12 protein-coding genes and 1 tRNA gene are annotated in these 14,317 nt (G+C 72.1%); 6 read left to right on the forward strand and 7 right to left on the reverse strand.

Annotated features, from left to right (window positions below; all coding sequences use genetic code 11):
- Window positions 1-8: 8 nt before the first annotated feature.
- Window positions 9-731, reverse strand: a complete 723-nt coding sequence (locus QQZ14_RS17225) for a histidine phosphatase family protein (RefSeq protein WP_284535614.1) — start codon at window positions 729-731, stop codon at window positions 9-11.
- Window positions 732-763: 32 nt separating this feature from the next.
- Between QQZ14_RS17225 and corA the strand changes: the two genes are divergently transcribed.
- Complete coding sequence (gene corA / locus QQZ14_RS17230) at window positions 764-1,735, forward strand: magnesium/cobalt transporter CorA (RefSeq protein WP_284535615.1); 972 nt, start codon at window positions 764-766, stop codon at window positions 1,733-1,735.
- A 13-nt stretch (window positions 1,736-1,748) separates the two neighbouring features.
- On the opposite strand, the gene QQZ14_RS17235 is transcribed toward corA, so the two are convergent.
- Window positions 1,749-2,573, reverse strand: a complete 825-nt coding sequence (locus QQZ14_RS17235; RefSeq protein WP_284535616.1) for an undecaprenyl-diphosphate phosphatase — start codon at window positions 2,571-2,573, stop codon at window positions 1,749-1,751.
- An 87-nt stretch (window positions 2,574-2,660) separates the two neighbouring features.
- On the opposite strand from QQZ14_RS17235, the gene QQZ14_RS17240 reads away from it, so the two are divergent.
- The 3 genes from QQZ14_RS17240 (at window position 2,661) to QQZ14_RS17250 (ending at window position 5,129) form a co-directional block, all read left to right on the forward strand.
- Window positions 2,661-3,608, forward strand: a complete 948-nt coding sequence (locus QQZ14_RS17240) for an aldo/keto reductase (RefSeq protein ID WP_284535617.1) — start codon at window positions 2,661-2,663, stop codon at window positions 3,606-3,608.
- Between the two features lie 24 nt (window positions 3,609-3,632).
- Entirely contained in the window at window positions 3,633-3,851 is a 219-nt protein-coding gene (locus QQZ14_RS17245; protein ID WP_284535618.1) for a DUF5703 family protein, read from the forward strand.
- A 120-nt stretch (window positions 3,852-3,971) separates the two neighbouring features.
- Window positions 3,972-5,129, forward strand: a complete 1,158-nt coding sequence (locus QQZ14_RS17250) for a GDSL-type esterase/lipase family protein (RefSeq protein WP_284535619.1) — start codon at window positions 3,972-3,974, stop codon at window positions 5,127-5,129.
- Between the two features lie 3 nt (window positions 5,130-5,132).
- On the opposite strand, the gene QQZ14_RS17255 is transcribed toward QQZ14_RS17250, so the two are convergent.
- The gene (locus tag QQZ14_RS17255; protein ID WP_284535620.1) at window positions 5,133-6,467 is read right to left on the reverse strand and encodes a M20/M25/M40 family metallo-hydrolase; all 1,335 of its coding nucleotides are present in this window, start codon (window positions 6,465-6,467) and stop codon (window positions 5,133-5,135) included.
- Window positions 6,468-6,544: 77 nt separating this feature from the next.
- Here QQZ14_RS17255 and QQZ14_RS17260 point away from each other — a divergent pair.
- Window positions 6,545-6,629: transfer RNA gene (locus QQZ14_RS17260), tRNA-Leu, on the forward strand.
- Window positions 6,630-6,689: 60 nt separating this feature from the next.
- Here the strand turns inward: QQZ14_RS17260 and QQZ14_RS17265 are convergent.
- From QQZ14_RS17265 to QQZ14_RS17275, 3 genes are all read right to left on the reverse strand, one after another.
- Entirely contained in the window at window positions 6,690-8,522 is a 1,833-nt protein-coding gene (locus tag QQZ14_RS17265; protein WP_342395242.1) for an AMP-dependent synthetase/ligase, read from the reverse strand.
- A gap of 51 nt (window positions 8,523-8,573) precedes the next feature.
- Window positions 8,574-9,125, reverse strand: coding sequence for a GNAT family N-acetyltransferase (locus QQZ14_RS17270; RefSeq protein WP_284535621.1), 552 nt, complete (start codon window positions 9,123-9,125; stop codon window positions 8,574-8,576).
- A gap of 75 nt (window positions 9,126-9,200) precedes the next feature.
- On the reverse strand, window positions 9,201-10,907 hold the full coding sequence (locus tag QQZ14_RS17275; RefSeq protein ID WP_284535622.1) for a long-chain-fatty-acid--CoA ligase: 1,707 nt from the start codon (window positions 10,905-10,907) through the stop codon (window positions 9,201-9,203).
- A 183-nt stretch (window positions 10,908-11,090) separates the two neighbouring features.
- Between QQZ14_RS17275 and QQZ14_RS17280 the strand changes: the two genes are divergently transcribed.
- The gene (locus QQZ14_RS17280) at window positions 11,091-12,794 is read left to right on the forward strand and encodes a CHAP domain-containing protein (RefSeq protein WP_284535623.1); all 1,704 of its coding nucleotides are present in this window, start codon (window positions 11,091-11,093) and stop codon (window positions 12,792-12,794) included.
- 15 nt (window positions 12,795-12,809) lie between these two features.
- On the opposite strand, the gene QQZ14_RS17285 is transcribed toward QQZ14_RS17280, so the two are convergent.
- Complete coding sequence (locus QQZ14_RS17285; RefSeq protein WP_284535624.1) at window positions 12,810-14,273, reverse strand: LCP family protein; 1,464 nt, start codon at window positions 14,271-14,273, stop codon at window positions 12,810-12,812.
- Window positions 14,274-14,317 lie beyond the last annotated feature (44 nt).

The following is a 14,317-nucleotide window of genomic DNA, read 5'->3' on the forward strand; positions in this document are numbered from 1 at the left end:
GCCACACCCTAGGACCCGGCCGAAGGCCCGGCCCCGCCCCCGACGACGGCGTCCGTCGTGCGGGCCGTCCGGGACCGCTTCTTGGCCGCCGGGGGCGGTGCGAGCCAGGACAGGTCACCGGCATGGGTGTTCGTGGCGAGCACGTAGGGGCGGGTGCCGGTGTAGCGGACCACCGAGATCGACGCGGGGTCGACGTGCAGCCGCTGGAACAGGTCCAGGTGCATCCCGAGCGCGTCGGCCAGCACCGACTTGATGATGTCGCCGTGGCTGACCGCGACCCAGACCGCGCCCGGACCGTGCTCGTCCTCGACCGCGGCGTCGTGCCGGCGTACGGCGGTGACCGCACGCGCCTGCATGGCCGCCATCGACTCGCCCTCGGGGAAGACCGCCGCCGACGGCTGGGTCTGCACGAGCGACCAGAGCTTCTCCTTGGCGAGCTCCTTGAGCGCCCGGCCCTGCCAGGCGCCGTAGTCGCACTCGGTGATGCCGCGGTCGGTGGTGATCCGGACCGGCTCGGTGCGCGCGCTCGCGATCGCTTTGGCGGTCTGCCGGCAGCGTTCCAGCGGGCTGCTGACGATGCCCGCGAGCGGTACGCCGGTGAGCCGGTCGCCGGCGCGAGCCGCCTGCGCCACGCCGGTCTCGTCCAGCCGCACCCCGGGGGTCCGACCGGCGAGCGTGCCCGACGCGTTGGCCGTCGTCCGGCCGTGCCGCACGAGGATCACGGTTGCCATGGCGTGGACTGTAGTGGGGCTACGGTGGCCGGGTGATCGTCGACTGCGCCCTGTACCGCGACGGCAAGCGCACCGAGGGCGGGACGCACTGGCGCGAGCTGCGGGCGAAGGCGGACCGCGACGGTGACTTCGTGTGGATCGGGATGCACGAGCCGTCGACGGCCGAGGTGCACGAGGTCGCGGAGGTCTTCGGTCTCCACTCGCTCGCGGTCGAGGACGCCGTGAAGGCGCATCAGCGACCGAAGCTGGAGCGTTTCGACGACATGGTCTTCCTGGTGCTCAAGACGCTCTGGTACGTCGACGAGGACGACGCGGTCGAGACCGGCGAGATCGCGATCTTCGTCGGCGACGACTTCGTGGTCACGGTCCGCCACGGGCAGGGCAACGAGCTGCACTCGGCCCGCGAGGAGCTGGAGACCAGCCGGCGGGTGCTCAGCCACGGCCCCGGTGGCGTGCTGTACGCGGTGATCGACCGCGTCGTGGACGAGTACCTCGACGTGGTCGACGAGCTCATCGTCGACGTCGACGAGATCGAGGCCTCGGTCTTCTCCGACGACCGCACCCATGACTCCGCCCGCATCTACGTGCTCAAGCGGGAGCTCGCGGAGGTACGCCGGGCGGTGCTGCCGCTGCGGGAGCCGCTCGTGCGGCTGGCGGGCGGCGACGTGCCGAGCGTCACGGACCAGGCAGCCCCGTTCTTCCGCGACGTCGCCGACCACCTGGCACGGGCAGCGGAGACCGTGGACTCGCTGGACGCCCTCCTGTCGACCGCCTTCGACGCCTACCTGGCCCAGATCTCGGTCCAGCAGAACGACGACATGCGCAAGATCTCGGCAGGCGCAGCGCTGGTCGTCGTTCCGACGCTGATCGCCGGCATCTACGGCATGAACTTCCGGCACATGCCCGAGCTCGAGTGGACCTATGGCTACCCGTTCGCCCTCGGCCTGATGGCCGCAGTCGCCGTCGGGCTGTGGGTGCTGTTCAAGAAGTCCGGGTGGCTGTAGTCCCGGATGGGCGCTAGGCCGCGATCACGCCGGTCGCGACGAGCAGCAGGGTCGCGGCACCGAGCGCCACGCGGTAGAGCACGAACGGCGTGTACGAGTGGGTCGTGACGTAGCGCAGCAGCCACGCGATCGCGGCGTACCCGACCACGAACGAGACCACGGTCGCCACGATCGTCGGTCCCCAGCCGTAGAGGTTGTCGCCGTTCGGCACGTCCTTGAGCTCGAAGAGCCCGGCGCCGATCACCGCGGGGATCGCGAGCAGGAAGGCGTAGCGGGTGGCCGCCTCGCGCTCGTAGCCGAGCAACCGGCCCATCGACAGGGTCGCGCCCGACCGGGAGACGCCGGGGATCAGCGCGAGCGCCTGCGCCAGGCCCATCAGGATCGCGTCGCGCAGCGAGATCTGCTTGATGGTCTTGTCGGTGCGCCCCACCCGGTCGGCGAGGCCGAGGATCAGGCCGAGCACGATCAGCGTGCAGCCGATCAGCCACAGGCTCCGGAAGTCGCGCTCGATGACGTCCTTGAGCAGGATGCCGAGCACGACGATCGGCACCGAGCCGGTGATGATGAACCAGCCCATCCGGGCGTCGAGGTGGCCGCGGTACTCCGGACGGAACAGCGAGAGCAGCCACGCCTTGCCGATCCGCCAGATGTCCTTGCGGAAGAACAGCAGCACCGCGAGCTCGGTGCCGATCTGGATGACGGCGGTGAACGCGGCGCCGGGGTCGCCCCACCCGAAGAGCTCCGGGTAGATCCGCAGGTGCGCGCTGCTGGAGATCGGGAGGAACTCGGTCAGCCCCTGGATGAGGCCGAGCACGACGGCCTGGAGGAAGTCCACCACGGCGGGAACTCTACGGGCGGAACTCCAGGGTGGTCCGCTGGGCGTGCCGGTGCGGACCGGCGGGGCGTGGCCGACTACCTTGTCGCCATGCAGCAGCGGCGTGTCGGTTCGACCGGCCTCACCGTGTCCCGCCTCGCACTGGGGACCATGACCTGGGGCCGTGACACCGACGAGCACGAGGCTCGCGACCAGCTGATCGCGTTCACCGAGGCTGGCGGCACCCTCGTCGACACGGCCGCCGGCTACGGCAACGGCGCCTCCGAGGAGCTGATCGGCACGCTGCTCGGCGACGTGGTCGAGCGCGACGAGGTCGTGCTCGCGACCAAGGCCGGCATCACCGCGCGCCGCGGCGGCCGCGAGTACAACACCTCCCGCGGACACCTGCTCGCCACCCTCGACGCCTCGTTGCGCCGGCTCGGCGTCGACCACGTCGACCTGTGGCAGGTGCACATCTGGTCCGAGGAGACCCCCGTCGAGGAGACGCTCGCCGCGCTGGACACGGCCGTGCAGAGCGGGCGTACGTCGTACGTCGGCGTCTCCAACTACTCCGGCTGGCAGACCGCCCAGGCGGCGACCTGGCAGCGGGCGGTCCCGGGCCGCACCCCGCTGGCGAGCACCCAGGTGGAGTACTCCCTGCTCAACCGCGCCGTCGAGCACGAGGTGCTGCCGGCCGCGGCCGCACTCGGGCTCGGGGTGCTGCCCTGGTCGCCGCTCGGCCGGGGCGTGCTGACCGGCAAGTACCGGACGGGCACGCCCTCGGACTCGCGGGCGGCCTCCTCGCATTTCGCGAACTTCGTCGGCCCCTACCTCGACGAGCGGTCGGCCGGCATCGTCGAGGCGGTGGCCCGGGCCGCCGACGGGCTCGGGTGGACCGCCCTCGAGGTCGCGCTCACCTGGGTGCGCGACCGGCCCGGGGTGACCGCCCCGGTCGTCGGCGCCCGCACCGCCGCGCAGCTGCGCGGCGCGCTCGGTGTCGAGGAGCTGAGCCTGCCTGCCGAGATCACCGCCGCGTTGGACGACGTGTCCGCCGATTGACCCCGCCGACGGAAGGGAGCCCCGATGAGCCGTGCACTGCGCCGACCCCCTGCTCGAGGAGTGGAGTGGGAGTTCGACAAGGTGACCTTCTCGCGGGAGTTCTCCCGCAACGTCGTCACCCGGATGCTCGTCGAGCGTGCCGAGCACGGCGGCTGGGAGCTCGACCGGGTGCGCATCACCGCCGACGGCACCCGGCGCGTGGTGCTGCGCCGCAAGATCATCCGCGCCGTCCGGACCGCCTGAGGCCCCGGCGGCTGGTCGGAATCCGTGCCGTTTGGTCACCAACCGCAGCGTTTCGCGCCGGGAGGTTGTCGTTGGTGACCAAACCACATCATGTCCCGGCCGACCCGGGGTGCTGAGACCATGACGCTGCCGGTCACCACGCCGATCACGCCAGACCTCGTGCGTGGTGCGATCGAGCTCGAGCGGGCCGGGCGCGGACTGCGGCCGCACCGGCTGCCGGCCTGGGCGCGTGCCCAGGGCACGGACGGCCGGCTGGCACTGGCGCAGGCGCAGCCGTCGGGCGTGCGGCTGGTGTTCCGCACCCGGGCCGCGGCGATCGACCTGGACGTGGTGGCGACCAAGGTGACGTACGTCGGCCTCGAGGGCGGGACCGGAGCGGCGTACGACCTGGTGGTCGACGGGCAGCTCGAGCGCCGGGCGACCGCGCCGGGCGGCAACCTGCTGGTGATCGACCTGGCGACGGCGTCCACGGACCTGAGGCGTGGTGCCGTGGGCACGGTGCGGTTCCGCGGTCTCGCGCCCGAGACCAAGCACGTCGAGCTGTGGCTGCCGTACACCGAGCTGACCGAGCTGGTCGCGCTGCGCACGGATGCGCCGGTCGAGCCCGTCGCCGACGACGGCCGCCGGGTCTGGCTGCACCACGGCAGCTCGATCAGCCAGGGCTCGAGCGCCACGAGCTCGTCGACCACGTGGCCGGCGTTGGCCGCGTACGCCGGCGGGGTCGAGCTGGTCAACCTCGGGTTCGCCGGGAGCGCCCTGCTCGACCCGTTCGTGGCGCGCACGATGCGCGACACCCCGGCCGACCTCGTGAGCCTCAAGATCGGGATCAACCTCGTCAACCACGACCTCATGCGGCTGCGCGCGTTCGGCCCGGCCGTGCACGGCTTCCTCGACACGGTCCGCGAGGGTCACCCGACGACGCCGCTGCTGGTCGTCTCGCCGCTCCTCTGCCCCGCCCACGAGGACGTCCCCGGCCCCAGCGCACCGGACCTGACCGGGGGCGGCGTCCGCTTCGTCGCCCTGGGCGACCCGGCCGAGACCACCGCGGGCAAGCTCACGATCCGGGCGATCCGCGCCGAGCTCGCCCGGATCGTGCGGGAGCGCGCAGGCGACGACCCGCAGCTCCACTACCTCGACGGCCTGGAGCTGTACGGCCCCACCGAGCACGCCGAGCTGCCGCTCCCCGACCAGCTGCACCCGGACCCGCTGACGCACCAGGTGATCGGCGGGCACTTCGCCCGGCTGGTCTTCGGACCGGGCGGCGCGTTCAGCGGCTGAGCGTCACGCGCCGTCCAGGAACCGGTCGAACACCCGTGCCCCGAACTCCAGCGCGTCCACCGGCACCCGCTCGTCGACCCCGTGAAACAGCGCGGTGAAGTCCAGGTCGTCGGGGAGCCGGAGCGGGACGAAGCCGTAGGAGCGCAGGCCGAGGCGCCGGAAGTGCTTGGCGTCGGTGCCGGCGCTCATCAGGTACGGCGCCACGACGGCGTCGTCGTCCTCGGCGAGGATCGCCCGCGTCATCGCGTCGACCAGGTCGCCGTCGTACGGCGTCTCCCACGGCTGCTGGTGGCTGACGTGCTCGATCTCGACGCCCTCGCCCACGAGCTCGGCGAGGGTCGCGAAGAACTCGTCCTCGTAGCCGGGCAGGAACCGGCCGTCGACGTGGGCGGTGGCCTCGGTCGGGATGACGTTGACCTTGTAGCCCGCGCCGAGCATGGTCGGGTTGGCGGTGTTGCGGATCACCGCACCGAGCATCCGGGCCGCACCGCCGAACTCCTCGATCAGAGCCGGGGCGTTGTCCGGGGTCGCCTCGGTGCCGGCCAGCTCGGCGACGGCGGCGAGCAGCGTACGCATCGTCGGGGTCAGCCGCACCGGCCAGTCGTACGCGCCGATCCGCGCCACGGCCCCGGCGAGCCGGGTGACCGCGTTGTCCGGGTTGATCATCGACCCGTGGCCGGCGGTCCCCCGGGCCGTGAGCCGCATCCACGCCATGCCCTTCTCGGCGGCCTCGATCAGGTAGACCCGGCGACCGCGGACGGTCGCGCTGAAGCCACCGACCTCGCCGACCGCCTCCGTGCACCCCTCGAGCTCCTCGGCGTGCTCGTCGACGAGCACCTGGGCGCCGTGGTGGCCGCCGGCCTCCTCGTCGGCGGTGAAGCACAGGGTGATCGGCCGCTCCGGCACCCGTCCCGCGCGCTGGCGCGCCCGGACGACGGAGAGCAGCATCGCGTCGAAGTCCTTCATGTCGACAGCGCCCCGGCCCCAGACGTACCCGTCCTTGACCTCGCCCGAGAACGGGTCGACCTGCCAGTCCTCCGCCGCGGCCGGCACGACGTCGAGGTGCCCGTGCAGCAGCAGCCCGCCCCGATCCGAGGCCGACCCGCCCCAGCGGGCGAGCACCGACGTGCGGCCCGGCTCCGACTCGTGGAGCCGTGCCTCGATGCCGACCTCGTCGAGGAGTGCGGCGACGTACTCCGCGGCCTTGCGCTCCCCCGGGCCCTCCTGGTCGCCGTAGTTGGAGGTGTCCATCCGGATCAGCTCGCGGCACAGGTCGACGACCTCGCCGGCGGGGTCGTGACCGGCCTGCTGGGCGACGTTCGGGGGGTCCTGGGCCATGGTCCCAGCATGACATCCGGGGGCCCGATCCCGATGCGAGGATTGCCCGGTGCCTTTGCTACAGTTCCACCGCACTCGTCCGGGTGGCGGAATTGGCAGACGCGCTAGCTTGAGGTGCTAGTGCCCGTATAGGGCGTGGGGGTTCAAGTCCCCCCTCGGACACCGACGAAGACCCCGTCCCAGCTCGCTGGGACGGGGTCTTCTGCATCCGACCCGGGCGCGTCAGGCGGGCACGTACATCGAGTCGATCAGGTCGCGGTAGGCCGCCTCGACCACCTTGCGCCGGACCTTCATGCTCGGCGTCAGCTCGCCGTTCTCGACGCTGAGGTCGTGGTCGAGGATCCGGAACTTCTTGATGGTCTCCCACCGGTTGAGCCGGCCGTTGAGCTCCTCCACGCAGGCCTGGACGTAGTCGCGCACCTGCGGGCTGGCGGCGAGCGACTCGTAGTCGGTGTCGTGCAGGCCCTCGGCCTTGCCCCACTGCACGAGCGCCTCGGGATCCAAGGTGATCAGCGCCGTGGCATAGCTGCGTCCGTCGGCGTGCACGATCATCTGGCTGGCCAGCGGACAGACGGCCTTGAAGATGATCTCGACCGCCTGCGGCGCGATGTACTTGCCGCCGGAGGTCTTGATCAGGTCCTTCTTGCGGTCCGTGATCCGCAGCCGGCCCTGGGCATCGAGCTCGCCGACGTCGCCGGTCGCGAACCACCCGTCCTCGCTCAGCACCTCGGCCGTCGCGTCGGGCAGATGGTGGTAGCCCCGCATCACGCCGGGTCCCCGCACGAAGATCTCGCCGTCCGAGGCGATCCGGATCTCCGTGTCGTCCAGCGGCTTGCCGACGTAGCCGAACACCGGATCCTGTGGGCGGACCATGCAGGTGCCGGCGCTGGTCTCGGTCAGGCCGTAGCCCTCGAGCACCAGCAGTCCCGCGGCGTGGAACCAGTGGGCGACGTCGGGCGAGAGCGCCGCGCTGCCCGAGACCAGGAACCGGATGCGGCCGCCGAGGCGCTCGCGGATCTTGCTGAGCACCAGGCGGTCGGCGACCGCGTGCTGCGCCGTCAACAACCGGGACGGCCGGACTCCGTCGATCCGGGCCCGGGCGACCCGGTCACCGACCCGGAAGGCCCACCGGAACAGCACGTGCTTGACGCCGCCCTCCTCCTGGATCGTCTGGACGACCTTGCCGTGGACCTTCTCGAAGATCCGCGGGGGGCCGGCCATGAAGGTCGGCCGCACGGCGGCGAGGTTCTCCACGATCCGCTCGAGGCGGCCGTCGACCGCCGTCGGGAAGCCGATCTGCAGCTGGACGGCCTCGAGCATCTTGCCGAACGAGTGGGACAGCGGCAGCCACAGGAACTGCAGGTCGTCGGGCGAGAGGATGTCGAGGTTCTCCGCCGCGCTGCCGATGTAGGTCCAGCAGCGGTGGGGCAGCTCGACACCCTTGGGCTGGCCGGTGGTCCCCGAGGTGTAGATGAGCGTCGCCAGGTGCTCCGGTCCGATGGCGGCCACGGTCTCGTCCACGACACCCGGATGGTCCACCAGGTGCCGGGCGCCGAGCGCGACGAGGTCGTGCAGGCTGAGCACCCACCCGCCGTCGGCCTGGCCGTCGAAGGTGACGACCCGGGTCAGGTCCGGCAGGGCGTCTCGGCGTTCGCGCAGCTTGGCGATCTGCACGTCGTCCTCGGCGAACACCACCCGCGAGCCGCTGTCGGCCAGGATGAACGCCACGTCGTCGGCGCTGGTCGTGGGGTAGACGGTCGTGGTCGCCGCCCCCGCGCACATGATCGCCAGGTCGGCCTGGAGCCACTCGACCCGGGTGTTGCTGAGGATCGCGACCCGCTCCTCGGGCCGGATGCCGAGCGCCAGGAGCCCGGCGGCCAGGGTCCGGACGGTCTCGCCGGTCTGCCGCCAGGTCACCGAGCGCCAGCCCTCCTCGCCCGGGAACCGGAAGGCCTCCAGGTCCGGTGTGGCGGCCACCCGGTCGTAGAACATCCGGGCCAGCGAGGCCGCCCGGTCCGTCCGTGGTTGCTGTCTCGACGACGTCGTCTCGCTCACGTTGCCACCCTCTTCCCGACGTCCACATTCATCCGGACGCCGTGGCCGGCACTAGAGGATTTCGTCCTGTGGTGTGACGGTCGTCTCAGCCTCGGGAAGCTCGACCACGACGTCGAGCCGGTTGGGCCCGGCCGGCTCCGCGACCGTGTGCCCGAGTCGCCGCAGCATGGCCAGCGACGCGAGGTTGTCGGCGGTCACGGTCGTCACGAGGCGGTTCACCCCGGCCGGCCGGCGGCGCATGAGCTCGGTCAGCAGGGCGGTCGCCACGCCCTTGCGCTGCCACTCGTCGATGACGGTGACGGCGACGTCGGCGGCCTCGCGGTCGTCGGCGTACCGGATGATCCGCGCCACCCCGGCGGGGATGCCGTTGCCGTCCTCGTCGAGGGCGAGCAGCACGAGCGCCACGTGGTTGACGCCGTCGACCTCGTCGACGAGGTGGTCGAGCATCGTGTCGGTGAGGTGGGGCACCGCGGCCAGGAACCGGTGGAACCGAGTCTCGTCGGACAGCTGCTCGTAGCCCTCGCGGACCGCCTCCCGGTCGATGGGGAGCAGCTCCCAGATCAGTGCCCGGGTCCCGTCGTTGAGCTGCGCCTCGGCGAACACGCCCGTCACCTCCTGCGGCTCAAGTTACGCGCCTGCGGAGCCGCGGGAGGCCGTTTGCGACCGCCGTCACGGACGTCACGGACGGTCGGTGGACTGGCCCAGCCGGCGCTGCAGCTCGTCGCGGACCTGCCTGCGCAGCACCTTGCCGATGATCGACACGGGCAGCTCGTCGACGTTGTAGACGTGGCGGGGCACCTTGTACGCCGCGACGTGCTCCCGGCAGCCCGCCCGGACCGCCTGCTCGTCGAAGGTGGCGCCGGGCGCGAGGACGACGACCGCGACCACCTCCTCGTCACCGCCGCCCGACGGCAGTCCCACCACGGCGGCGTCGAGGATGTCGGGGAGCTCGCGCAGGGCGTGCTCGACCTCGCTCGGGTAGACGTTGAAGCCGCCGGTGATGATCAGCTCCTTGATGCGGTCGACGATCGTGAAGAAGCCGTCCTCGTCCATCACCACCACGTCCCCGGTGCGGATCCACCCGTCCGCGAGCACCACCTCCGCCGTCTCGGCCGGCCGCTCCCAGTAGCCGCCGAACACCTGGGGGCCGCGCAGCAGCAGCTCGCCCTCCTCACCGGGCGGCAGGTCGCGCGAGGGGTCGTGCCGGTCGACGACGCGGACCTCGGTGGAGGGGAAGGGCACGCCGATCGCCCCGATCCGGCGCGCGTCGCCCGCGGGGTTGCCGAGGGCGACCGGCGAGGTCTCGGTCATCCCGTAGCCCTCGACGAGCAGGCCGCCGGTGACGGACTCCCAGAGCTCGGCCGTCGCTGCCGGCAGGGACATCGCCCCCGAGATCGCGTAGCGGATCGTAGTCAGGTCGACGCCGCGCTCCTTCGCGGCCGTGGCGAGGCGCTCGTAGACGGGTGGCACCGCCGGGAGGAACGTCGCGGGCCGGCGGCCCATCGCCTCCAGCACCAGGTCGACGTCGAAGCGAGGCATCAGCACGAGCGTGGCGCCGATGCTCATGGAGAACGTCAGGCAGAGCGTGAGGCCGTAGGCGTGGAACAGCGGCAGCACCGCGTAGACCACCTCGTGCCCGTCGACGAGCCCGGGCATCCAGGCACGCCCCTGCGCGGCGTTGGCCCGCAGGTTGCGGTGGGTGAGCACTGCGGCCTTCGGCCGGCCGGTGGTGCCGCCGGTGTACTGCAGGAGCGCCACGTCACCCGTGGTGGGCCGCGGGTGGGCCGGGTCCAGCGGGGGACCCTTGAGCAGGCGTTCCCAGCGGTCGATCCCGGGCGCGGGCCCGGTCATCGCGGCACGGGTGGCGGCCGCCCGCTTCACCGGCAGCCGGAGCGCGAGCCGCTTCACCGGCGGGAGGGCGGACGGGAGGTTGACCGAGAGCACGGCACGGGCACCGAGGGGCTCGACGATGCCGCGCACCATCGTGGCCACCTTGTCCCAGACGACCACGACGGTGGGCCGGTGGTCGGCGAGCTGGAAGCTCATCTCCTCCTCGGTGTAGAGGGGGTTGTGCTCGACGACGACCGCGCCCAGGCGCAGGGCGGCGTAGAACGCGACCACATGCTGGGGGCAGTTGGGCAGCACCAGGGCCACCCGGTCGCCGGGGCCGACCCCGAGCCGGCGCAGGCCCTCGGCCGCCCGGGCGACCTGCTCGCCGAGCTCGGCGTACGTCGTGGTGGCGCCGAAGAAGTCGAGCGCGGGCAGGGACGCGAACCGCGCCGCGGAGCCGTCGAGCAGGTCGACGAGCGTCTCCTCGGGCACCTGGATGTCCAGGGGCACGCCGGGCGCGTAGCTGCTCGCCCAGGGGCGTTCGTCTGGTTGCATGAGGCCTCGTTTCCGTGTCGGACCGAAGCCTAGTGGGCAGCCGATGCGCCTCGGCAGGGTCGGGCACGCGGGGATGACGGAGAACTACACCGGTGTAACTTTAACTATCTCACACGGCGTGTCTTCTTGACAATTTGGTCACTTCGTTCCCATGAGACCTCAACTGTCCCTAGACTCCCATGCGTGCCACCCCGCTCCCGCCTGCTCGCGCCCCTGACCTCAGCCCTCCTCGGGGCCCTGGGGCTGCTGGTGCTCGCGCCGGCGCCCGCCGGAGCGACCACGACCGCGGCGATCGTCGCCCCAGGTGCGGGGAAGGCCGGCGCGCTCGACCGCGACCGCGATCGCGGCGAGCCCTCGGCGGTCTTCAAGCGCAGCGCCTACCTGTGCATGGGCTACACCGCGTGCCGGGACGCCGGGATGGGCAACGCAGGCTACGCGGCGAACAACCGGACGATGTACTGGCGGATGTACTCCGGCCACAACTGCACCAACTACGCGGCGTACCGGATGGTGAAGAGCGGTCTGCCCAACGAGCGTCCCTGGTCGGGTGGCGGCAACGCGACCTACTGGGGCACCTCGATGCCCGGCATCACCGACGGCACCCCCCGGGTCGGTGCGGTCGCGTGGTGGAAGGCCAACACCGGCCCGGCGGGCTCCTCCGGGCACGTCGCGTACGTCGAGCGGGTCGTCTCGGCCGACGAGATCGTGATCTCGCAGGACAGCTGGAACGGCGACTTCTCCTGGGCGGTCGTCACCCGCAGCAGCGGCAACTGGCCCAGCGGGTTCGTGCACTTCAACGACAAGCCGCTGGTCAACATCGAGGTCCCGGCCGTGACCGGCAACGCGAAGGTCGGCGCGGTCCTGACCGCCACCTCGGGTGCGTGGCGCCCGACCGCCGTCTCTGTCGGCTACCAGTGGCTCGCCGACGGCCAGCCGATCGCAGGCGCCGTGGACACTTCGCTCAAGCTGACCCGGGCCCGGCTCGACCAGCAGATCACGGTCCGGGCCACCGCCTCCCAGCTCGGCTACCCCACCGCCTCGGCGACCTCGGCGCCGACGGAGCCGGTCCAGCCGGGCCAGCTCAAGAACGTCGTCGCCCCGGCGATCACCGGCGAGGCGCAGGTCGACTCCTCGCTGACCCTCTCCCCCGGCACCTGGACCCCGACGCCCGACCTGACCTACCAGTGGCTCGCGGACGGGAGTCCCATCCCGGGTGCCACCGCGACCACGCTCGCGCTCGGCCCCGACCTCGTGGGCCGGACGATCACAGCCCAGGTGACCGCGACCCGCGCGGGGTACGCCGCCGTCACGGCCTCCGCCGCACCGACCCAGCCGGTCGCTCCGGGCACCTTCGCCGTGACGACCGCACCCGCCCTGGTGGGAACCGCGCGCCTCGGCGAGACGCTGGCAGTCGACCCCGGACGGTTCAGCCCCGCGGACGCGGGCGTCCACGTCGCCATCCAGTGGCTGCGCGACGGTGAGCCGGTCCCCGACGCCACCGGGTCGACGTACCCGGTCACGAACCTCGACCTCGGCAGCCGGATCTCGGCGCGGGTCACGCTCTCCCGCCTCGGGTACACGACGGCGGCCCTCGAGACCCCCCGCTCCGCGACCGTGAAGTCCGACCCGCGGATGCGCCTGGTCGTCTCTCCCGGTGCGCACGCCGCCCGGGTCACCGTCACCCTCACCGCGCCCGGCGTCACCGAGGTGACCGGATCGGTGGTCGTCCGGTTCGCCGGTGTCGCCCGCGAGGTCCCGCTCCGGCACGGCACCGCGACGGTCCGGCTCACGGATCTGCCGCAGGGCAAGCGCACGCTGACCGTGCGGTACGCCGGCAGCGACGCGGTCAACCGGGTGGTCGGGACCCGTACGGTCCGGATCGGCTGACCGCGCGCTCCTGGCTCAGCCCTCGGGGTGGTAGCCGCAGGCGTCGTCGGTCTTGACGGCGGTGCCGGGGTCGTCCTTCGGGCCGGCGCTGCCGCCCTGACGAGGGGCGAGCGCCTTGGCGACCACCGACTGCATCCACGCGAAGTCGGGGTCGCCGGAGAAGAACTTGTCGGAGGACACGAAGGCCATCGACCGGATCTTCTTCTCCTTGACCTTCAGGGCGAGGTCGACGAACGCCGGCATGAGCTTGCGCGGCACGTCCGTGCGCAGGATCTCCTCCCCCGCCTTGGCCAGGTCCTGGTAGCGGCGGAGCAGGTTGAGCGGGTCGGCCTCGTCGATGATCGCGCTGACCATGCAGCGCTGGCGCAGCATCCGGTCGTAGTCATCGGAGCCCCACCGGCCGCGGGAGTACCAGAGCGCGTGGAAGCCGTCGAGGTGCTGGTCGGGTCCGGGCTCGAGATAGCCGGTCGGCGGGATGTTGAGGTCGGTGTTGCCGTTGATCGCGATCGGCTCGTTGATGTTCACCGTCACGCCGCCGATGGCGTCGACCAGCTGCTGGAACCCCAGCAGGTTGATCAGCATGTAGTAGTCGACGCGCGTGCCGAGGCTCCCCGCGACCGCCTGCTTGACCGCGTCGGCGCCCTCGTTCTCCGAGTCGCCGAGGATGCCGGGGTAGAGCGCCGGGACCTGGCCGTACACGGCGTTCAGCATCCAGCTGCCCGGGTCGCCCTCGCCGCGGAAGCCGTCGGGGAACACGTCGTGCAGGGGGCTGTCCTCCGGGAACTGCGCGTTCATCATGTTGCGCGGCAGGCTGAACATCACCGACTTGCCCGTGTCGGTGTCCATGCTGAGCAGGATCACCGAGTCCGTGCGGATGCCGGTGCGGCCCACGCCGCCGTCGCCGCCGAGGAGCAGCACGTTGACCCGGTTGCGCCCGCCCCACGGGTCCTCCTCGGTGACGTCCCCCGGGGTCGTCGCCGTCTGCTCGTCGTCGAACACCGTCGCGACGAAGTGGGCCTGGGTGGTCGCGATCCGGACGCTCTGAAACGCCGGCAGCCCGACCAGGATGCACAGCAGCGTCACGACCAGCGCGCCGAGCCCGCCTTCGAGGCGGCTCATCCCGCGCGGGCGCGCCATCGCGTACGTCGTCGCCACCACGAACGCCCACGTCAGGAACAGCACCGCGATCACCACGGCGGCCACCCGGAGCCGGGTCGGGTCGAAGGCGAAGTCGACGAGCCGGTGCAGGTCGCGGGCGTAGAGAGCGAGCAGCACCAGCCCGGCCAGGAACGGCACCAGCACGACGTACCCGAGCCGCCGGCGGGTCCACAGGTAGCCGGTGCCCGGCAGGGCGGCGCCCAGCATCGTGACCCCGAGGGCGCCGGCCAGGGTGTGCGCACGGCGGAACGGCCGCCGCAGTCGCGCGGCGCGGTGTCGTGGGCGCGCCGGCGGCGCAGGCGTCTCCACCGACGTCGCCATGCGTGCACCCTCTCCGGCCGATGTCGCCGCCGAGGATACCGGTG

Origin of the sequence: Nocardioides sp. T2.26MG-1, from assembly GCF_950101795.1 — a bacterium.
Classification (GTDB): domain Bacteria; phylum Actinomycetota; class Actinomycetes; order Propionibacteriales; family Nocardioidaceae; genus Nocardioides.

Coding starts and splice junctions, on each gene's coding strand:
- QQZ14_RS17225 (WP_284535614.1), bottom strand. CDS start 731: ATGGCAACCGTGATCCTCGTGCGGCACGGCCGGACGACGGCCAACGCG.
- QQZ14_RS17240 (WP_284535617.1), top strand. CDS start 2,661: ATGCAGCAGCGGCGTGTCGGTTCGACCGGCCTCACCGTGTCCCGCCTC.
- QQZ14_RS17245 (WP_284535618.1), top strand. CDS start 3,633: ATGAGCCGTGCACTGCGCCGACCCCCTGCTCGAGGAGTGGAGTGGGAG.
- QQZ14_RS17250 (WP_284535619.1), top strand. CDS start 3,972: ATGACGCTGCCGGTCACCACGCCGATCACGCCAGACCTCGTGCGTGGT.
- QQZ14_RS17255 (WP_284535620.1), bottom strand. CDS start 6,467: ATGGCCCAGGACCCCCCGAACGTCGCCCAGCAGGCCGGTCACGACCCC.
- QQZ14_RS17275 (WP_284535622.1), bottom strand. CDS start 10,907: ATGCAACCAGACGAACGCCCCTGGGCGAGCAGCTACGCGCCCGGCGTG.
- QQZ14_RS17285 (WP_284535624.1), bottom strand. CDS start 14,273: ATGGCGACGTCGGTGGAGACGCCTGCGCCGCCGGCGCGCCCACGACAC.